The following is an 18,919-nucleotide window of genomic DNA, read 5'->3' on the forward strand; positions in this document are numbered from 1 at the left end:
ATTGGTTTGAGCGCCAGCTGAAGAAAGCCCCTAAAGCTTTGGTTCCGTCACTAGAATATGGCCAAGCACTGGTTTACCTAGATTCCAAAAAATTAGACAAAGCAGAGCCGATTCTGAACAAGCTGATTAACAGCGATCCAACCAACCTGTTTTATCTAGATGCTATTTCGGATCTGCACATCGAGAAAAAGCAGCCTGAGATTGCGATTAAAGAACTTAAATCTGCACTGGTTCGTCAACCAAACAACCCAGTTCTGACCATTAACTACGCCAATGCACTGATTGAGAATGAAGATCTACAGGAAGCGGTTCGCGTATTGCAACGTTACACGCACGATAATCCGAACGACACTAATGGCTGGCACTTACTTTCAAAAGTAAATACGAGCCTTGGTAATAGCGACGAAGAACTGGCTGCTCGTGCAGAAATTTTGGCACTGCAAGCCAACTGGAACAAAGCGATTCAGTACTACACGCAAGCAAGCCAAATCGCAGAATTAGGAAGCCTAAAACAAGCACGCTACGACGCTCGAATTGATCAGCTGATGATTCAACGAGAACGCTTCTTGTCGCTACAATAATATGTTTACTGGTAACAGCTCGTTGCCAGAATAAAAAAAAAGCTCAACTGTACACAAAAAAGAAGTCACCTCTGGTGGCTTCAGCTAAACAATTAAATCAAAAATAATAATGAGGAAGAACCATGTCTGTCGTGATTTATCATAACCCACGCTGCTCAAAGAGCCGTCAAACTCTAGAAGTGCTTCAGGAAAACGGCGTACAGCCAGAGGTAATCAAATACCTAGAGACTCCGTTAACAGTTGAACAGCTGAAAGTACTATTCACTCAGCTTGGTTTTGAGAGTGTTCGCGACATGATGCGCACCAAAGAAGCAGACTACAAAGAAGCAAACCTTGGTGATGCTTCGGTTACTGATGAAGATCTTTTCGCCGCGATGGCAAACAACCCAAAACTGTTTGAACGCCCAGTGGTTGTCGCGAACAACAAAGCGAAGATTGGTCGTCCACCAGAGCAAGTGCTAGAGATTCTGTAATCCAATATGAGCATTAACATTCTTGTTCTTTACTACAGCCGCCAAGGCAACACACAAGCTCTAGCAAGGCAGATTGCACGAGGGGTTGAATCTATCCCGAACTGCGAAGCCATGCTAAGAACGGTGAGCGACGTGTACACAGTAGAAGAGCAGCCTGATTCGCGTTATCAACCAACCGATCCTATTGCCTCGTTACAAGAACTTCGATCTTGTGATGGTTTGGCGCTAGGCAGTCCGGTTTGGTTTGGCAACATGGCCGGGCCAATGAAGCACTTTTGGGATAGCACGACATCAATGTGGATCAATGGTGATCTCATCGATAAGCCAGCTTGTGTCTTTACCTCTTCTTCATCATTGCATGGTGGTCAAGAGACAACACAACAAAGCATGATGTTGCCCCTGCTTCATCACGGCATGTTAGTCGTGGGCATCCCCTACTCAGAACCTGCGCTGCACACCACTCAAACTGGTGGTACGCCTTATGGTGCAAGCAGTACTGGAGAGAGCGCTTCGCTTAGCAAAGAAGAGATTGAGTTGGCGCAAAACCTAGGTAAACGCCTAGCGCGCATCGCGTTAAACCAGAAGGGAATTTCTCAATGATGTATATGCCAGAGAAGGCTATGTCTCCCAAAACCAAGCTATTTCGCTACCTTGCTTTAGCGGGCAACTTGTCACTTTTATTCTGGGTGGTGGCTTGGCAGATGACGCTTTCACCGCACCCTCATCTCAGTAATGTCACACTGGCGATTGCTTGGGCTATCCCACTGTTGCTGCCATTACCGGGTATTTTAGCAGGTAAGCCTTATACGCACGCTTGGGCAAATTTCGTTTTGATGCTCTATTTCCTACACGCATTAACTATTTTGTATGTAGACGATGGTGAACGCTTGTTAGCGGCTGTAGAACTGCTTCTGACGACTCTAGGTTTCGCGGGCAATATCTTATTTACTCGCTTTAGAGCCAAAGAGTTAGGCATCAAGTTGAAGCGCCTTTCCGAAGTAGAAAAGAGAGAGAAAGCTAAGTTCGAGCAATAATATTGAGCCCATGCTTTTAAACTGACCGCTTACAAACAAAAAGCCCTGCGAGATTGCTCTTGCAGGGCTTTTTTCATGTTTTCATTTCAATCAGTCATGTCAGCTGACAATTATGAGCGAACCCACTCGTATACCAAGCTTGGCTTAGCATGTACTGGCGCAGTGATAGTTAGCTCTTCTGTACTAGAATCCTCTAACGTTGCGTCAGGCGTGAGCTCAGCATCCTCAGATACCTCATTACCCTTAATCACTTGCACGCCTGAGTCAGTTTCGTCACCAGCGACTTCAGCAGCGTCTGTTGAATCATCACCTACAGACATTGTGTTGTCTTGAGTTTCAAATTCAGGGCTCACTTCAGGCTCAATGTAAGATTCTTCAACCTTCGCAACTTGGCGAATACTTGCTACTTCTTGCTCAAACTCTTGTTGAGTCGACAATAAGTGAATTCGGAAAGTGACTTCGTTGTTCTGAATCTTCAGAATATCTAGGCTTGCCACCGAGTTTAGACGCTTAAGTGCGTTCTCCAACTGGAAGAAGTCTTGAGCATTATTCAGGCTAATAAACTGCGTTAAAATCGATTCTGATGACTCACTCGCTACCGTCACAGCACTTTTGCCTGCGTAGTAGTTACTGATTTGGTCGACTAACTTCTTAGAAGTCGTTGCGCTGTTACCTGATAAAGAACCACTTACAGGCGATGTTGGTGCGCTCGTCAATTGACTTGGCTTTTGATCGTATAGAGCCCAACGTAGGCCTGAAGATTGAGCCTTTATCACCAGCACAGCATCAACAGGGTAACGCTGACTCGCTTTACTGATTGGCGTAACAAAGCTGCCCCACAAATCAGAAGTCGCAATACCGGTAATATCGTCAAAGTCACCCACAGGCAGCGTTAGAGGCAAGCCACGCTCTTTTGCGTTCGCTTGTAAGCCAGCGGCCAACTGTGAGTTAGAGTGTTCCCATACGATGTTCTTGTCGTAGTTGTCCTCTTCCACCAGCCAAACAAGGATGTTTGAACGCGTATCAGGCCAGTAAGGTAACTGTGCTTGAGTCAGTAGAGAACGGATTTGAGCACCGTTAAAACGCATACGCAATGTTGATTGGTCATTGCTTTCGCCAAAACTCATTTGAGACATGTACTGCGAACTCTTGCGCATCGCCTTTTGAATCGTCTCATTCGAAGCGACATCAGTTTGGCCAGTCGCACGTATCAATACCTGCTCCATACCTGTATTTCTTGCCACTTGTTCTGGCTGTTTGTCTTCAGCGTTAATCGCAACTTCAGCACTAAAAATATCTACTTGAGTTAAGGCATAACTCGGAGAGGCTAATAGTCCCATCAACAACAATGCTATGTAGCGCATACTGATCCTAATATTCAAATCTTGTGCCTAGATGATAAGCAACTATGGATTGAGGGGCAAGGTCGTTAGCGCCCACTGTGTTTAATAACCACAAAATATCACCTGGCCATGATAAATCGCTCACTTATAAGCTGAATTTCTAGGGCTTAGATGGATATAAAACATCACTAAGATAAATAAATTTGATCTATCTGGTGTAGCAATCGATTGCTAAGTGATAGAATCCCGCGAATTTTATTTTTCACTTTTCATATAACGACCATTTTTAAGGACATATCATGAAAAATGCTTTGCAAGGTGCGCAAATGCTGTTCGTAGCTTTTGGTGCGCTTGTACTCGTGCCGCTACTAACAGGACTTGATCCTAACGTTGCACTCTTTGGCGCAGGTATCGGTACCCTTTTATTCCAACTTATTACACGCCGTTCAGTGCCAATCTTCTTAGCGTCTTCTTTCGCATTCATCGCGCCTATCATGTTTGGTATTCAAACTTGGGGTGTAGGTGCAACCATGGGCGGCCTTATGGCGGCGGGTGTTGTGTATGTACTAATGGGCGCGTTAATTAAAGTTCGTGGCGTTGGCTTCATCCATAAACTGCTTCCACCTGTCGTGGTTGGCCCTGTGATCATGGTTATCGGTTTAGGCCTTGCGCCTGTTGCGGTTAACATGGCGCTAGGTAAGACAGGCGATGGCGCGGTTCAGCTTGTTGATGCAGACGCTGCACTGTGGATCTCTTCGATTTCACTGTTAGTGACCATTGTCATCAGTGTGTTCTCTAAAGGCTTCCTTAAGCTACTGCCAATCTTCGGTGGTATTGTCGCAGGTTACATCACAAGCTTGGTTTATGGCGCAGTCGACTTCACACCAGTAGCGCAAGCATCTTGGCTAGCACTGCCAAACTTCACAGCGCCAGAGTTCAACATCAACGCTATCTTCTTTATGGTATTTGTTGCGATTGCACCTGCTGTTGAGCACGTAGGCGACATGCTTGCTATCTCTAACGTGACCGGTAAAGACTACCTTAAAAAACCTGGCCTACACCGCACAATTACTGGTGACGGTGTGGCAACAATTGCTGCTTCAATGCTAGGCGCGCCACCAAACACGACCTACAGCGAAGTAACAGGTGCGGTAATGCTGACCAAAGCATTCAACCCAGTGATCATGACTTGGGCAGCGGTAACAGCCATCGTTCTTGCATTGGTCGGCAAGCTAGGTGCACTACTTCAAACGATTCCGGTTCCTGTGATGGGCGGCATCATGATTCTACTGTTTGGTTCTATCGCAACCGTAGGCTTGAATACTCTAATTCAAAACAAAGTTGACCTGCACAAATCACGCAACCTTGTGATTGTGGGCATTACGTTAGTCTTCGGTATTGGCGGCATGGCATTTGGCATCGGTGACTTTAGCCTACAGGGCGTAAGCCTATGTGGCATCGTAGCGATTCTACTTAACCTAGTACTTCCAGATGAGCTAGGTGACAACACTGTGGTAGATAAAGCTCAAATCGATTAATGGATCGATAAGGCTAGATTCCAAAGAATCACAACCTAACAAGATCAAAAAAGGGAGAGCATCGAATGCTCTCCCTTTTTATTAATACGGTTAATTCAGCGAATTAAGGGACTGTTTAGAGTCACTTAAGCTGAAACCGAATTACTTAGTACCGAAGATCTTATCGCCAGCATCGCCAAGACCAGGAACAATGTAGCCCTTGTCGTTTAGCTTCTCATCGATTGCAGCCGTGTAAAGCTCAACATCAGGGTGCGCTTTTTCTAGAGCAGCGATACCTTCAGGAGCAGCAACAAGCACAAGAATCTTAAAGTGCTTACAACCTTTCTCTTTCATCAGGTCGATAGTCGCGATCATAGAACCACCTGTCGCAAGCATTGGGTCTACCACTAGAGCAATACGCTCATCGATGTTAGATGCAAGCTTGTTGAAGTATGGTACTGGCTCAAGTGTTTCTTCGTCACGGTAGATACCAACAACGCTGATACGTGCACTTGGGATGTGCTCAAGAACGCCGTCCATCATGCCTAGACCAGCACGTAGGATTGGCACTACCGTTACTTTTTTACCTTTAATTTGGTCAACTTCTACTGGACCGTTCCAACCGTTAATCGTCACACGCTCAGTTTCAAAGTCTGATGTCGCTTCGTATGTTAGAAGGCTACCCACTTCTGTCGCTAGCTCACGAAAACGCTTAGTGCTAATCTCACCTTCACGCATCAGGCCAATTTTATGTTTTACTAGCGGGTGTTTCACTTCAACAACTTTCATTTCCAACTCCGGCAATATTTAAACAAACCTGTAGATTATACACGAACTCTAAGGTTATTTCAGAATCTTTATTCTAATAAAAAAAACCGCGCAAACGTTTGCTCTTGGTAATCAAGCCCTGTTAGAATAGCGCCGTTTTCACATCCAACTTAAGTTCGAGGACTATCCCGTGAGTGGTAATACTTCTTCTCTAAGCTACAAAGACGCTGGTGTTGATATCGACGCAGGTAATGCACTAGTAGACCGTATCAAAGGTGCTGTTAAACGCACTCGTCGCCCTGAAGTAATGGGCGGTATTGGTGGCTTTGGCGCCCTATGTGAACTTCCAACGAAATACAAAGAGCCGGTACTTGTCTCAGGTACTGATGGTGTTGGTACTAAACTTCGCCTTGCTTTGGATCTGAAAAAACACGACACCATTGGTATCGACCTAGTGGCAATGTGTGTGAACGACTTAATCGTTCAAGGTGGTGAGCCGCTATTCTTCCTAGACTACTACGCAACAGGTAAACTAGATGTAGATACAGCAGCAGACGTTGTTTCTGGTATTGCTGAAGGCTGTGTTCAAGCTGGCTGTGCACTAATCGGTGGTGAAACTGCTGAAATGCCAGGCATGTACGAAGGCGACGACTACGATGTAGCTGGCTTCTGTGTTGGTGTTGTAGAAAAAGCGGACATCATTGACGGCACTAAAGTAGCAGCAGGCGACGCACTTATCGCTGTTGGCTCAAGTGGTCCACACTCAAACGGTTACTCTTTAATTCGTAAAGTTCTAGAAGTTTCTGGTGCTGATAAGAGTGAAGAACTAGAAGGTCGCACTATCGGTGAGCACCTACTAGAACCTACTAAGATTTACATCAAATCGGCGCTTAAGATGATCGCAGAGCATGACATTCATGCTATCTCGCACATCACAGGTGGTGGTTTCTGGGAAAACATCCCACGCGTACTTCCTGAAGGTACTAAAGCAGTCATTGATGGCAAGAGCTGGGAATGGCCTGCTATCTTCAACTGGCTACAAGAGAAAGGTAACGTGGAGACATTCGAAATGTACCGCACTTTCAACTGTGGTGTTGGCCTAGTTGTTGCTCTACCTAAAGATCAAGCAGACGCTGCCGTTGAACTACTGAAAGCTGAAGGCGAAAACGCTTGGGTTATCGGTGAGATCGCAAACGCTGAAGCTGGCGAAGAGCAAGTAGAAATCAAATAAGTGATACGTTCACTTACTTAGTTAATCAATGAGGACCTAATGGTCCTCATTTTGCTATTTAGCCCGCAGAAAACCTTAGTTTATGTAGGTACATTGTAAACAGTTCAGTTAATCAATCGTATGACCCACTCTATGAAAAACAATCACTCAAATAAAACCAGTCACTCTAATAAAAACATCGTTGTGTTAGTTTCAGGAAGCGGAAGTAACTTACAGGCAATTTTGGATGCCTGTGATAACAATATGATTGATGCTTCAGTTAAGGCTGTCTTCTCAAACAAAGCAGAGGCTTTTGGATTAGAACGAGCGAAAACCGCAGGTGTTGACGCACATTCAGTGAATCCAAAAGACTTTGGTTCACGTGAAGAGTTCGATCATGAATTGATGATTCAGATTGATGCATACCAACCCGATTTAATCGTACTTGCGGGATACATGCGTATCCTGAGTTCAGAGTTTGTTCGTCACTATGCGGGTAAAATGGTCAACATCCATCCTTCCCTGTTACCTAAATACCCAGGCCTACACACCCACCAGCGTGCCATTGATGCGCAAGACAAAGAGCACGGTACTAGCGTCCACTTTGTGACCGAAGAGCTTGATGGTGGCCCTGTGATCTTACAAGCTAAGGTGCCGGTATTTGAAGATGACGATGCTGATATTCTGGCAAGCCGAGTGCTTACTCAAGAACACTGCATTTACCCTATGGTCTGCAAATGGTTCGCCGAAGATCGTTTATCAATGCTAAATGGGCAGGCTGTCTTAGACGGTAAGGCATTAGGTAAACACGGTTACGCAGAAGAGTAATTCTTCAGAAACTAAATCAAATCCAAAAAAAGGCCGCTTACTGATTCATTAGTTCAGTAAGCGGCCTTTTTTATACGGTTCAAATAATACTATTCGGGATACTTAGCTCAGCTCAATGGTTCAGTTGGCGCTTGGCTTGCTACCTTCTGCGGCGCATAAGCGACATCTTCCAATGCTTTATGATTGTTGCCAATCAGCTCACCAAAATGAAACAGCGCATATTCGCCCGGCTTCATTCTAAACCACTCTTCATTGTCTGTTAGAGGCTGAGTTGCCACCACTGTAACCACGTCATTAGGCGTAGTTTCTTCTTGGAAGTTAATTTCAACGTCTTCATCAATTAAGCTCGCTTTACCAAAAGGCGCGCGTCTTGTTATCCAATACAAATGGTTAGTACAGTATGTCATCACATACTCACCATCGCTCAATAACATGTTGAAAACGCCTTTCTCTCGAAGCTGGTCACAACATTCCGCTACGAAGCGAAACATACCTTCCATGTCTTGTGGTGGCTCTGGGAAACGCTCTTCAAGTTGTTTGAGTAGCCAACAAAAAGAGAGCTCACTGTCTGTCTCGCCAACCGGTCTGAAACGACCACTAATCAGATCGTCGTAATCCGTTAATTGACCATTGTGAGCAAAGGTCCAGTATCGCCCCCAAAGCTCACGAGTAAAAGGGTGTGTATTCTCTAGATTAACACCACCACGGTTCGCTTGACGGATATGACTGACAACGGCTTGGCTTTTAATTGGGTAGTTTTGAACCAACTCAGCGATCTTAGATTCACAGCTAGGGTTAGGATCTTTAAATGTACGAAAACCCTTTCCTTCGTAGAAGGTAATACCCCAGCCATCGCGGTGCGGGCCAGTATTGCCTCCACGCTGCATAAGACCAGTAAAGCTAAAACAAATATCAGTTGGCACATTCGCGCTCATACCGAGCAATTCACACATGGTTTAATCTACTCCCTATTAAAACCAATGGAGCCACAAACCTGGGCTCCAAATGTCTGTAAAACTATTATTCCATCTCTTTTTCAACAAGCTGAATCACAATATGAATGATCTTAATGTGAATCTCTTGGATGCGATCTGCGTAACCAAAGTGTGGCACTCGGATTTCGATATCAGCACAACCCGCCATTTTGCCGCCATCTTTACCCGTCAATGCAACCGTCTTCATGCCTTTAGCTTGAGCAGCTTCAATCGCTTTTAGAATATTGGCAGAGTTACCTGAAGTCGACAGACCGAACAACACATCACCTTTACGACCTACCGCTTCTACATAACGAGAAAATACGTGGTCGTAGCCAAAATCATTACTCACGCAAGACAGGTGGCTTGGATCTGAAATCGCAATACCAGCGTAACCTGGACGGTTTTCACGGTATCGGCCAGTAAGCTCTTCCGCAAAGTGCATTGCATCACAGTGTGAACCACCGTTACCACAAGAAAGCACTTTACCCTCTTGCTTGAATGAGTCAGCAATCAGTTTTGCCGCCGCTTCAATTTGAGCGATGTTATGGTCGTCACTCAAAAACTTGTTAAGAACGTCAGCAGCTTCGTTTAATTCACTTTTGATTAGGTCTTGGTACATAAGGCTTATCTCTTATTTTTTTTAACGCAACTTAAAGTGCGTGAAATGAGAACTGAGGGTTTTCCCCTCTTTATAGCTGAGTTTACCCACAAACATGAAATAGTGTCGACACTTAAGCCCAAAGATTGCCACCTTTATTAGGGTCTCACTGCCGATCCGTCCAAATATTCGCCACCAACCTCTCACAATTAGAACTTTAACTCTATTGAGATCACTTTTTATTCACTTTGGAGTTTTACAAATATTTAATATTTTGTTTACACTTGACTGGTTAGACCTCTTACCTAAAACTTAATAACAATAAGTGATCTCTGAAAAGGAAATCGATCATGAACATATTGCTCTCCCTACTCGGCATGACCGCCATCTTAGGCGTCTGTCTTTACCATAGAGTTAGTCTGGTACGTGCATTAGTTGTATTAACCGGCGCAATGGTAGCATTAACTCTGTTTGGCAGCGTGTCAGTCACTGGCTGGCTTTGTTACTTGTTAGCCGTTGCGATCTTTGCTGTACCGACCATTCGTCAGACCCTAATCAGCCAAAAAGCACTCTCTTTATTTAAGAAAGTTCTACCGGCGATGTCTCAGACAGAAAAAGAAGCACTAGAAGCTGGCACAGTATGGTGGGAAGCAGAGCTGTTCAAAGGCAAACCTGAATGGAAGAAGCTTCAGAACATTGCTGACCCGAAGCTCTCTGAAGCTGAGCAAGCGTTTTTAGATGGCCCAGTAAATACCGTATGTAAAATGGTCAATGATTACCAAGTGACACATGAGCTTGCTGATTTGCCACCAGAAGTATGGCAATACCTGAAAGACCATAAATTCTTCGCCATGATCATCAAGAAAAAATACGGCGGCTTAGAGTTCTCAGCTTACGCTCAATCTTTGGTTCTACAGAAGCTAACGGGCGTTTCTAGTGTATTGTCATCGACGGTTGGCGTACCTAACTCATTAGGCCCAGGTGAGCTGTTACAACACTACGGAACAGAAGAACAAAGAAACTACTACCTGCCTCGCTTAGCGGAAGGTAAAGAGATCCCTTGTTTTGCTCTGACTAGCCCAGAAGCCGGTTCAGATGCAGGCTCTATCCCAGATTACGGTGTGGTGTGTAAAGGCGACTGGCAAGGCGAAGAAGTACTTGGCATGCGCCTAACTTGGAACAAGCGTTACATCACTCTCGCGCCTGTCGCGACCGTTTTGGGCTTGGCCTTTAAACTGCGTGACCCGGATGGTCTGCTCGGTGACCAAAAAGATCTTGGTATCACCTGTGCGCTTATCCCAACTGATTTAAAAGGCGTAGAGATTGGCAACCGCCACTTCCCACTAAACGTACCTTTCCAGAATGGTCCAACGCAAGGCGACGATATCTTCGTGCCTATCGATTTCATCATTGGTGGCCAGAAAATGGCAGGTCAAGGCTGGCGCATGCTAGTTGAGTGTCTGTCGGTTGGTCGTGGTATCACACTGCCTTCAAACTCAACAGGTGGCATTAAGTCTGCTGCGCTCGCAACAGGCGCTTACGCTCGTATCCGCCGTCAGTTCAAACAGCCTATTGGCCGCATGGAAGGGGTCGAAGAGTCACTTGCACGCCTCGCAGGTAACGCTTATGTAATGGACGCTGCAAGTAACCTAACCGTCGCAGGTATTGACCTTGGCGAAAAGCCTTCGGTTATCTCAGCAATCGTTAAGTACCACTGTACTCACCGTGGCCAACGCAGCATCATTGATGCGATGGATATCGTCGGTGGTAAAGGCATTTGTTTAGGCCCATCGAACTTCCTAGCTCGTGGCTACCAAGGTTCGCCTATCGCGATTACGGTTGAAGGCGCAAACATCCTGACTCGTTCAATGATCATCTATGGTCAAGGTGCGATTCGCTGTCACCCTTACGTACTGAACGAAATGGAAGCGGCTTATTCTGAAAGCAGCGATGCGCTTGATAAGTTTGATTCAGCGTTAGCTGGACACGTTAGCTTCACTATGAGTAACCTAGTCCGCAGCTTGTGGTTTGGTTTAACCGATGGCCGTGGTTCTGATGCGCCAACACCTTCAAATAAAACAGATAAACAGACACAGCGTTACTACCAACAGCTAAACCGCTACAGTGCCAACCTAGCGCTACTGTCTGATATTTCAATGGCAGTTCTAGGCGGCTCACTAAAGCGTAGAGAACGTTTATCAGCAAGACTGGGCGATATCCTAAGTCAACTTTACCTAGGTTCAGCAACGTTGAAGCGCTTTGAAAGTGAAGGCAGCCACGCTGAAGATCTACCGTTAGTACATTGGGGGATGCAAGATAGCTTACGTCAGACTGAAGTGGCGATTGATGAGTTCTTAGCGAACTTCCCTAACCCTGTGATTGGTCGTCTGCTTCGTGTTGTGCTAATGCCATTTGGTCGTATCCGTCGTGCTCCAAACGACAAGCTCGATAGCAAAGTTGCGCACATTCTACAAACACCAAGCGAAACACGCTCTCGTATAGGTCGCGGCCAATACCTAGAAGCGACGGAATACAACCCAGTAGGTAAGATTGAAAAAGCGCTAGAAGTAATTCTTCAAGCTGAGCCTCTGTTCGACAAAGTCTGCAAAGAGACACATCAAAAACGTGCCTTCTTACGACTTGATCTTGTTGCTCAGTTGGGACTTGAGAAAGGTATCTTAACGCAAGACGAAGCAAATCTTCTGATTAGCGCTGAGGAACATAGACTGTACACGATTAACGTGGATGACTTCTCACCAGAGGAGCTTGCAGCAAAGTCTCAGTACCCAGACCAATCGATTGATAACGTCGCTTAAGGCCAGAAAAAGAAACAAAAACGGGACTCCTATGAGTCCCGTTTTTTTGTTCATGATTTCGTTACCACAAATTCCAATGCTTTATCTAGCGGCTTATTCTCTCTAGACAATCTAATCATCTATGCGAGTTACTTGGGCGCCTTGAGTTGCATCTCAGGTAACGCTTTTTTCTTCGCCTTAACCTTACGAACCACAAACCAAATCAATAAGCCCAATAGAATCGCGACCACATTACCCACCGCAATAATGATCATACTGCGCTGTCTGTCATCTTCACGTTTTTGAAGGATCATCAACTCTGTTGCGATACGCTTCTGTTCAGCAAGTGCTTCTTCTTGAAGACGTCGTGACTCTGCTAAGTCGATATCTTCAACAACGCTGTACGACTGCTCGGTAATTGGAAAGATCAGTGGGCGCTGACTTGAAGCGTCAGTGGCGTAAACCACTCCTGACCAATTATAAATCCCCAAATAGCCATTGTAAGGCACCTCTAGAGCGACTTTCATTGCGTCGACTTCAGCTTGCCCCTGCTTGTACATCACATATTCATCAGGAGCCTTGTGCTCAACATGAACCGCTAACGAGCTCGGTGCGATCATCCCCTGCTCACCAGACACCACAATAGTATGAGGTAAACCCTCTTTTCGTGATTGAATGAAGGTGTTAGTGATCGGTGTTGGATAAACCAAGACTTCTTGCTCTTGCGCTCGCAGGAACACACCATTACCAGAGGTAATACGCGCTCGGTATTTACCAGGCTCGATATCTATTGGCAAAGAGACCGTGAACACACCATCTCCAGCCTTTTCATCAAGATCTGCGCCATCATCAGCAAACTCGCCCATCACAACCGGCACCGGGCGCGCTTCTCTCACCAAAGACTCTTCGTTTTCAACAAACTTAGTAAAGGTGACCTTAAGCTTCACGCGATCGAGAAAATCGCGCAGCACCAGCGGCTTGCCATCAGAGGTTAGTCGAGCGGTAAATTTGATGCGTTCTGTTTGATACAACTTATCTGGGAACTCATTAGCATCCAAAACAAGATGAGACAGCAGCTTGATATTGTTCTTAGGGGAAACTTTACCTATCGCTTGCCAAGGACCGGGCATCGGATTGTCGATAGAGATAATGTCCATGGACGATTCTTCGTACCAACGGACATTATCAGCATTGCGCCAAGAGTAGTATTTCTTGCCATCAGGGCGAACTAAAACGACAGGTTTAGAGTTATCGGTTCGATAAATCACAAAGGTGACTTGTTCAATACTGGGATCAACTCGAAAACGGTTATCCAATAAACTCATTACGGATTCTGTTGCTGCATGTAAGCCAAAGCTTAACAGCAATAAGCAACCGGTAGCCAATACCCTTAACATACTTTCTCCCTACTGACGCCAGAGGCAGCTTCCGCTTTTCTCGACGAGATCTAAACGACTTTGATGCGCTTCTACTTCATCGGCCGTAGCTCGTAAAACCTTTAGGGATTTTCGACCACTTTCTACTCTTCGTATGCTTTCGGCTTCGCCTTCCTGTTGACCAGCGTTAAATTGCAGCGAAGTTTGACCACCCGTCATCAATAAGTAGACGTCGGCTAGGATCTCCGCATCGAGCAATGCGCCGTGGAGAGTACGGTGCGAGTTATCGATACCGTAACGGTCACATAAGATATCTAGGTTGTTTCTTTTACCCGGGAATATCTTCTTCGCCATTGCCAAGGTATCGGTAACTTTACAGTAGTCATCCGTTTTACCTATCGCAGAGTTGAGCTTCTCAAACTCATAGTCCATAAAGCCCGTATCGAAGGGCGCGTTATGAGCCACCAGCTCCGCACCTTTGATAAAGTCGAGAAACTCTTTATGTATGTCTTGGTATTCAGGCTTATCAATCAAGAATTCATCGGTAATACCGTGAACGCCAATCGCCTCTTCTTGAATCGCACGATCGGGCTTGATGTAGACGTGGAAATGACGCCCGGTCAGCCTACGGTTGATGATCTCCACTGCACCAATTTCAACAATGCGGTGGCCCATATAGTGAGGACCACCTTCTGTATTCATACCGGTGGTTTCGGTATCGAGTACAACAATGCGCTTATTTTCGTTCGAACTGTTTTTTTCGTTCGTGCTTTGTTCTGGAGTGCTACTGGTATTCATAAGGATAACTGTGTCAGACTATGCCGATAATGTGCTTGAGGTAATAGTATCAAATCATGACGAAACAAGTTGAAATTTTCACTGATGGTTCTTGTTTAGGCAACCCTGGTCCCGGTGGCTATGGCATCGTACTTCGCTACAAGAAAGTCGAGAAGACGCTAGCAGAAGGCTTCACGCTAACAACCAATAACCGCATGGAAATGCTCGCCGCTGTCGTTGCTCTCCAAGCCCTCAAAGAACCTTGCTCTGTGATTCTGACCACAGATAGCCAATACGTGCGTCAAGGCATCACACAGTGGATTCATAACTGGAAAAAGCGTGACTGGAAAACAGCCGACAAAAAACCGGTTAAAAATGCCGATCTGTGGCAAAGGCTCGATAAAGAAACCGCTCGCCATAGCGTTGATTGGCGCTGGGTAAAAGGACACGCGGGACACAGAGAAAACGAAATGTGTGATGATTTAGCAAGAAACGCAGCGGAGAATCCGACTCTAGAAGATACGGGCTATCAACCAAGCTAACCGCTTTTTAGATTAGACGCACATTTCAGAAAGCGATTTATAATTTCTCAATCGAATTGATAGATGAAAAGCCGACAACTAGTCGGCTTTTTCTGTTTTTAGCGGATATGACGCTTTGGCTGAATCCATTGTACGGCGCGTATTGGTTCTAAAACTTGCCCCAACAGGCGAGAAACGTCGCTTAAGGTGCCAATGTGGTTTGATGGGTTTTAGCGGGTAAGTACGCTTACGAGCAACAATAAAGTATTGGCTTCCGGCGAAGGATGCACAACCACCTAAGCTGTTCTCCAACCACGTCCACATCGCTTGATACTTACTCATCGGAAACAGCGCGTAGGTGTCACAATGAATTACTTCATAGTTAAGTACACCTAACCAGTCTTTAATTCGACTTGGCGTGTACATGCGGCCACTCCAGGGTAAGCTGTTCTTTCGCCAAGGCATCAAACTGGCAAGCCCAGTGACACTGATTGGGTTGAAGCCAGTGATAATGATATAGCCATCGTCCATCATCACTCGATCGACTTCTCTCAATAATCGATGCGGGTCATTGCTATAATCTAGCTGATGACTCAGTACTACAACATCAAAGCTTTTCTCCAAAAAGGGTAAATTATAGCCATCCGCTATCACATTATGTAATGGGTTCTGGATATCTAGGTTTACTTGATGTTGAATGTTGCATGTGCAGCTAGAAATCTCACTACTGAGGCCACCGAGCTTGAGCATATGGTAACCAAATAGCTTTGGGCACCACTCATCGAGTCGAGTTTGAATAGATTCTCTCAACCAGTCCCCATTGTGCAATTGCGCCCAAGTGTAAGGACGTTCAAACTTCTTTCTGCTACGTGCTGGCTTCATCAATAATCTGTCTCACTTATTCTGTCGCACCAAAAGTGACTGGAGAACCAATAATGTTACATATCAAAAGCATACCTGCATTTAACGACAATTACATCTGGCTGATTCAAAATAGCGATCGCCGTTGTGCTGTCGTCGACCCTGGTGATGCGACTCCAGTATTAGAGTACTTAGCACACCATGAGCTAACTTTAGATGCAATCTTGATTACTCACCACCACCATGATCACATTGGTGGTGTTCCAGAACTCGTTAGACAATTTCCCGGCGTCGATGTTGTCGGTCCAAGGAATGAACCTATCCCTACCTTAACTCATCCGGTCGATGATGGTGATCAATTAGAACTGTTTGGCGAAGTATTCCTCGTCCTAGGGCTCAGTGGCCATACTGCGGGTCATATTGGTTATGTGGGTGATGCCAAACTGTTTTGTGGTGATGTGTTGTTCTCTGCGGGCTGTGGCCGAATCATGGAAGGCACACCACAACAGATGTTCGATGCACTGAATAAGATCACGGCGCTGCCTCAAGAAACCGAAGTTTATTGTGCACATGAGTACACTGCAGCCAATATCGCTTTCGCATTAGCCGTAGAGCCTGATAACCAACATTTGCAGCAATATCGCGACCAAGTGAACCGACTTCGCGCTCAAAATAAGTCGACCATCCCCACAAATTTGAGACAAGAGAAGTTTGTGAACCCCTTCCTGCGCTATACCGAGCCAAGTGTAGTGAAATCAGTGTCTAATCGCACCGAGCAGACCGATCCTTTATCGGTATTCACCGCTTTACGTGCGTGGAAGAACGAATTTTAACAAATACAGGCTTGTCACTCATAGGGGGTGGCAAGTATTATCATCGGCCGTTAATTAAAAAGGCTGTAACATGCGAGTTAAGTACAGCTGGGCTTTGGTATTACTACTTTCTGGTTGCCAATTAACTCAGTCAGAGAATCCAGACCAAGCTTCCGAGCAAACCAACACATCTCCTACTAAAGAAGTTTCTCAAGCGAACGTTTCATCAGAAGCAACAGCCAAAGAAGATCAAAAAGTTGAAGCACCTGTCGTTACTCCACAAACACAAGAAGATGTTTGGAAACGCATTGCGATGCAACTTGAAATGGAAGTACCAGACCAAAAGAAGGTCGACTACTACCGAACTTGGTACCTCAAGCACCCGAGTCATCTAAAAACCGTATCAAAGCGTGCTGAACCTTTCCTATATCTGATCACAACTAAGATTGAAGAAAAAGGCTTACCACTAGAACTGGCCCTATTGCCAGTTGTAGAAAGTTCTTTCGATGCGTTTGCCTATTCTCATGGCAGTGCTGCTGGTCTATGGCAATTCATTTCAGGCACAGGCAAAGACTACGGGCTTGAACAGAACTTTTGGTATGACGGCCGCCGTGATGTTGCCGCTTCTACCGACGCCGCATTGGATTTCTTATCAGACCTTAACCGACGTTTCGATGGCGACTGGAACCATGCGATTGCGGCCTATAACAGTGGCGGTGGTCGAGTAAACAGTGCAATCCGCAAGAACAAGAAGCTGGGCAAACCAATCGACTTTTTCTCTTTGGACTTACCAAAAGAGACCAGCAGCTATGTACCAAAACTGCTTGCTCTAGCTGATGTCATTGCCAACCAAGAAAAGTATGGCATCGATATCCCTGCGATCCCGAACAAGCCAGTGCTGACTCTGGTTAACCCTGAAGAACAGCTTGATTTAGCCATTGCTGCGAACTACGCAGGCATTCCTGTCAAAGAACTGCAAGGTTACAACCCGGCTTACAACCAGTGGGCGACAGCGCCAGAGAAACACCAACAACTATTACTTCCTTTAGACTCAGTTGAGAAATTCAACAAAGAAGTCGCTGCCAATAAAGGCAAAGGCATGAAGTTGGTGCGTTACAAGGTTCAATCTGGTGACAGCATTAGCGTACTGGCAAGCAAATATAACACCACCAGCAAAGTGATCCGCTCTGCGAACGGTTTGAGCAACAACAATATTCGTATCGGCCAGCACTTACTTATCCCAACATCCACCAAAGACGACAAGACATACGCCCTAAGCGCCTCAAATCGCCTAGCAAGCACACAGTCGAAGAGTCGTGGTCAATATAAGCTCAGCCATACTGTAAGAAGTGGTGACAGCCTATGGACGATTGCACGCGCAAATAAGGTCTCTCACCAATCACTGGCTAAGTGGAATGGCATGGGACCACGCGACACGCTTAGAGTTGGTCAAGAACTGGTCATTTGGAAGAATGGCTCAGACGGCGCCATCATCCGTACGATCTTTTATAACGTAAGATCAGGTGACACAGTCAGCGGTATTGCATCAAAGTTCAAAGTAAAAAGTGCAGATGTTGTAAAATGGAATACTTTGCAGAACAAGAAATACTTACAGCCAGGACAAAAACTCAAGCTGTATGTTGATGTAACTAAGGTAAGTGTATGAACCCGTCAAGTAACCCACTCGTCATGCTGTTGGATATATTCCGTTCACCAACAGCTTGTTTCTTAGCGCTTTATCAACGAAGTGCTTGGGGATGGCAACCGTACGTCGTATTAATGCTCAGCCCATTTTTGTTTTGGGGTGCTTATTTTTCGAATGTAGATTTTGCATGGTTAAGTGCAGAGCTCTCGCAGCAACTGGCTCAAACGAACCCTGACCAATTGGCGTTACTTGACAGCAATACCTTACTCGCGAGTGAGATCATCAGCGACGTATTTGGCCGAACATTAACCATTGTTCTATTGGCATTCTGGTTTAACCTAGCAACCAAGCCAAGCCAACACCGACACAGCTTTTGGCGATGGTTTGCAGCGGCATCGGTTGTTATATTCCCAGCTGTTTTAGGTGATGTAGCAAGCTACGCAAGCCTGATACTCAAGCATGGACATGTGATGAACTACGCTGCAGACTTGAACAGCTTAAATGGCTTGATCAAGTTACCGCTAACTAATGATTGGTCACAGTTTGCTAGCTCATTACCACTGCTTCTGCCATGGTACATCGTGCTAGGTTATGCCGCGGTATTGACGTGGACTGAGTTTGAACGCGGGCAAGCGCTTGTGATTTCAGGCTTACCATGGGTTGGATACTACCTAATCTGGGCGCTCTACATTTTAATCTTTTAAGTTGAAGAGATAAGGCTAGCGAAAACTCTCTAGCCTATTGTTCCGTTAGATTTCCCAAGGTAACCACCGTGCGAATGGTTAAGCTCCAATGACTAATAG

General features: G+C 45.6%; 19 protein-coding genes. 12 read left to right on the top strand and 7 right to left on the bottom strand.

Annotated elements, in window-relative coordinates; genetic code table 11:
• The 4 genes from IQQ51_RS27190 to IQQ51_RS15195 all read left to right on the top strand — a co-directional run.
• Positions 1-581 (top strand): tetratricopeptide repeat protein (locus IQQ51_RS27190; protein WP_228012894.1); only part of this gene is annotated, 581 nt, incomplete at its 5' end.
• A 122-nt stretch (positions 582-703) separates the two neighbouring features.
• Complete coding sequence (arsC, locus tag IQQ51_RS15185; RefSeq protein WP_193841514.1) at positions 704-1,054, top strand: arsenate reductase (glutaredoxin); 351 nt, start codon at positions 704-706, stop codon at positions 1,052-1,054.
• A 6-nt stretch (positions 1,055-1,060) separates the two neighbouring features.
• The gene (wrbA, locus tag IQQ51_RS15190; RefSeq protein WP_193841515.1) at positions 1,061-1,654 is read left to right on the top strand and encodes an NAD(P)H:quinone oxidoreductase; all 594 of its coding nucleotides are present in this window, start codon (positions 1,061-1,063) and stop codon (positions 1,652-1,654) included.
• Positions 1,651-2,088: a DUF2069 domain-containing protein gene (locus IQQ51_RS15195; protein WP_017060713.1), complete on the top strand. Its 438-nt coding sequence runs from the start codon at positions 1,651-1,653 to the stop codon at positions 2,086-2,088. The genes wrbA and IQQ51_RS15195 overlap by 4 nt, the downstream gene beginning before the upstream one ends.
• A gap of 110 nt (positions 2,089-2,198) precedes the next feature.
• Here IQQ51_RS15195 and IQQ51_RS15200 read toward each other — a convergent pair whose 3' ends face one another.
• Positions 2,199-3,452: a DUF2066 domain-containing protein gene (locus IQQ51_RS15200; RefSeq protein ID WP_193841516.1), complete on the bottom strand. Its 1,254-nt coding sequence runs from the start codon at positions 3,450-3,452 to the stop codon at positions 2,199-2,201.
• A 278-nt stretch (positions 3,453-3,730) separates the two neighbouring features.
• Between IQQ51_RS15200 and IQQ51_RS15205 the strand changes: the two genes are divergently transcribed.
• A complete protein-coding gene (locus IQQ51_RS15205) occupies positions 3,731-4,969 on the top strand; it encodes a uracil-xanthine permease family protein (RefSeq protein ID WP_050619933.1) in 1,239 nt (412 codons plus the stop codon).
• 141 nt (positions 4,970-5,110) lie between these two features.
• Here IQQ51_RS15205 and upp read toward each other — a convergent pair whose 3' ends face one another.
• Positions 5,111-5,737 carry a uracil phosphoribosyltransferase gene (upp, locus tag IQQ51_RS15210; RefSeq protein ID WP_017060716.1) on the bottom strand — a complete coding sequence of 209 codons (627 nt, stop codon included), beginning with the start codon at positions 5,735-5,737 and terminating at the stop codon, positions 5,111-5,113.
• 169 nt (positions 5,738-5,906) lie between these two features.
• Between upp and purM the strand changes: the two genes are divergently transcribed.
• Positions 5,907-6,947, top strand: a complete 1,041-nt coding sequence (gene purM / locus IQQ51_RS15215) for a phosphoribosylformylglycinamidine cyclo-ligase (protein ID WP_008222945.1) — start codon at positions 5,907-5,909, stop codon at positions 6,945-6,947.
• A 132-nt stretch (positions 6,948-7,079) separates the two neighbouring features.
• Entirely contained in the window at positions 7,080-7,754 is a 675-nt protein-coding gene (gene purN / locus IQQ51_RS15220) for a phosphoribosylglycinamide formyltransferase (RefSeq protein WP_193841517.1), read from the top strand.
• Between the two features lie 107 nt (positions 7,755-7,861).
• On the opposite strand, the gene IQQ51_RS15225 is transcribed toward purN, so the two are convergent.
• Together IQQ51_RS15225 and lpcA are read right to left on the bottom strand one after the other, a co-directional pair.
• Positions 7,862-8,707 carry a class II glutamine amidotransferase gene (locus IQQ51_RS15225; protein ID WP_193841518.1) on the bottom strand — a complete coding sequence of 282 codons (846 nt, stop codon included), beginning with the start codon at positions 8,705-8,707 and terminating at the stop codon, positions 7,862-7,864.
• Between the two features lie 67 nt (positions 8,708-8,774).
• Positions 8,775-9,350, bottom strand: coding sequence for a D-sedoheptulose 7-phosphate isomerase (lpcA, locus tag IQQ51_RS15230; protein WP_193841519.1), 576 nt, complete (start codon positions 9,348-9,350; stop codon positions 8,775-8,777).
• Positions 9,351-9,679: 329 nt separating this feature from the next.
• Here lpcA and fadE point away from each other — a divergent pair, with 329 nt between their 5' ends.
• Positions 9,680-12,145, top strand: coding sequence for an acyl-CoA dehydrogenase FadE (gene fadE / locus IQQ51_RS15235; RefSeq protein WP_193841520.1), 2,466 nt, complete (start codon positions 9,680-9,682; stop codon positions 12,143-12,145).
• A gap of 128 nt (positions 12,146-12,273) precedes the next feature.
• On the opposite strand, the gene IQQ51_RS15240 is transcribed toward fadE, so the two are convergent.
• Positions 12,274-13,521, bottom strand: a complete 1,248-nt coding sequence (locus tag IQQ51_RS15240; RefSeq protein WP_193841521.1) for a TIGR03503 family protein — start codon at positions 13,519-13,521, stop codon at positions 12,274-12,276.
• Positions 13,522-13,530: 9 nt separating this feature from the next.
• Positions 13,531-14,298: a DNA polymerase III subunit epsilon gene (dnaQ, locus tag IQQ51_RS15245; RefSeq protein ID WP_193841522.1), complete on the bottom strand. Its 768-nt coding sequence runs from the start codon at positions 14,296-14,298 to the stop codon at positions 13,531-13,533.
• A gap of 56 nt (positions 14,299-14,354) precedes the next feature.
• On the opposite strand from dnaQ, the gene rnhA reads away from it, so the two are divergent.
• Positions 14,355-14,819, top strand: a complete 465-nt coding sequence (gene rnhA / locus IQQ51_RS15250) for a ribonuclease HI (RefSeq protein ID WP_017060723.1) — start codon at positions 14,355-14,357, stop codon at positions 14,817-14,819.
• Positions 14,820-14,897: 78 nt separating this feature from the next.
• Here the strand turns inward: rnhA and IQQ51_RS15255 are convergent, their stop codons facing one another.
• Complete coding sequence (locus tag IQQ51_RS15255; RefSeq protein WP_017060724.1) at positions 14,898-15,680, bottom strand: class I SAM-dependent methyltransferase; 783 nt, start codon at positions 15,678-15,680, stop codon at positions 14,898-14,900.
• Between the two features lie 53 nt (positions 15,681-15,733).
• Here IQQ51_RS15255 and gloB point away from each other — a divergent pair, with 53 nt between their 5' ends.
• The 3 genes from gloB (at position 15,734) to IQQ51_RS15270 (ending at position 18,820) form a co-directional block, all read left to right on the top strand.
• Positions 15,734-16,492 (top strand): hydroxyacylglutathione hydrolase, encoded by a 759-nt coding sequence (gene gloB / locus IQQ51_RS15260; protein WP_193841523.1) that lies wholly within the window; start codon positions 15,734-15,736, stop codon positions 16,490-16,492.
• 70 nt (positions 16,493-16,562) lie between these two features.
• Positions 16,563-18,137 (top strand): LysM peptidoglycan-binding domain-containing protein, encoded by a 1,575-nt coding sequence (locus IQQ51_RS15265; protein ID WP_048606648.1) that lies wholly within the window; start codon positions 16,563-16,565, stop codon positions 18,135-18,137.
• The gene (locus tag IQQ51_RS15270; protein WP_050633984.1) at positions 18,134-18,820 is read left to right on the top strand and encodes a YIP1 family protein; all 687 of its coding nucleotides are present in this window, start codon (positions 18,134-18,136) and stop codon (positions 18,818-18,820) included. Before IQQ51_RS15265 ends, IQQ51_RS15270 begins: the two co-directional genes overlap by 4 nt.
• Positions 18,821-18,919 lie beyond the last annotated feature (99 nt).

Origin of the sequence: Vibrio sp. OPT18 (assembly GCF_015163615.1) — a bacterium.
Taxonomy (GTDB): domain Bacteria; phylum Pseudomonadota; class Gammaproteobacteria; order Enterobacterales; family Vibrionaceae; genus Vibrio; species Vibrio coralliirubri.

Excerpts from the sequence above, each read along its gene's own strand:
- arsC (WP_193841514.1), top strand. The coding sequence starts at position 704 with ATGTCTGTCGTGATTTATCATAACCCACGCTGCTCAAAGAGCCGTCAA.
- wrbA (WP_193841515.1), top strand. The coding sequence starts at position 1,061 with ATGAGCATTAACATTCTTGTTCTTTACTACAGCCGCCAAGGCAACACA.
- IQQ51_RS15195 (WP_017060713.1), top strand. The coding sequence starts at position 1,651 with ATGATGTATATGCCAGAGAAGGCTATGTCTCCCAAAACCAAGCTATTT.
- IQQ51_RS15200 (WP_193841516.1), bottom strand. The coding sequence starts at position 3,452 with ATGCGCTACATAGCATTGTTGTTGATGGGACTATTAGCCTCTCCGAGT.
- IQQ51_RS15205 (WP_050619933.1), top strand. The coding sequence starts at position 3,731 with ATGAAAAATGCTTTGCAAGGTGCGCAAATGCTGTTCGTAGCTTTTGGT.
- upp (WP_017060716.1), bottom strand. The coding sequence starts at position 5,737 with ATGAAAGTTGTTGAAGTGAAACACCCGCTAGTAAAACATAAAATTGGC.
- purN (WP_193841517.1), top strand. The coding sequence starts at position 7,080 with ATGAAAAACAATCACTCAAATAAAACCAGTCACTCTAATAAAAACATC.
- IQQ51_RS15225 (WP_193841518.1), bottom strand. The coding sequence starts at position 8,707 with ATGTGTGAATTGCTCGGTATGAGCGCGAATGTGCCAACTGATATTTGT.
- lpcA (WP_193841519.1), bottom strand. The coding sequence starts at position 9,350 with ATGTACCAAGACCTAATCAAAAGTGAATTAAACGAAGCTGCTGACGTT.
- fadE (WP_193841520.1), top strand. The coding sequence starts at position 9,680 with ATGAACATATTGCTCTCCCTACTCGGCATGACCGCCATCTTAGGCGTC.
- IQQ51_RS15240 (WP_193841521.1), bottom strand. The coding sequence starts at position 13,521 with ATGTTAAGGGTATTGGCTACCGGTTGCTTATTGCTGTTAAGCTTTGGC.
- dnaQ (WP_193841522.1), bottom strand. The coding sequence starts at position 14,298 with ATGAATACCAGTAGCACTCCAGAACAAAGCACGAACGAAAAAAACAGT.
- rnhA (WP_017060723.1), top strand. The coding sequence starts at position 14,355 with ATGACGAAACAAGTTGAAATTTTCACTGATGGTTCTTGTTTAGGCAAC.
- IQQ51_RS15255 (WP_017060724.1), bottom strand. The coding sequence starts at position 15,680 with ATGAAGCCAGCACGTAGCAGAAAGAAGTTTGAACGTCCTTACACTTGG.
- gloB (WP_193841523.1), top strand. The coding sequence starts at position 15,734 with ATGTTACATATCAAAAGCATACCTGCATTTAACGACAATTACATCTGG.
- IQQ51_RS15265 (WP_048606648.1), top strand. The coding sequence starts at position 16,563 with ATGCGAGTTAAGTACAGCTGGGCTTTGGTATTACTACTTTCTGGTTGC.
- IQQ51_RS15270 (WP_050633984.1), top strand. The coding sequence starts at position 18,134 with ATGAACCCGTCAAGTAACCCACTCGTCATGCTGTTGGATATATTCCGT.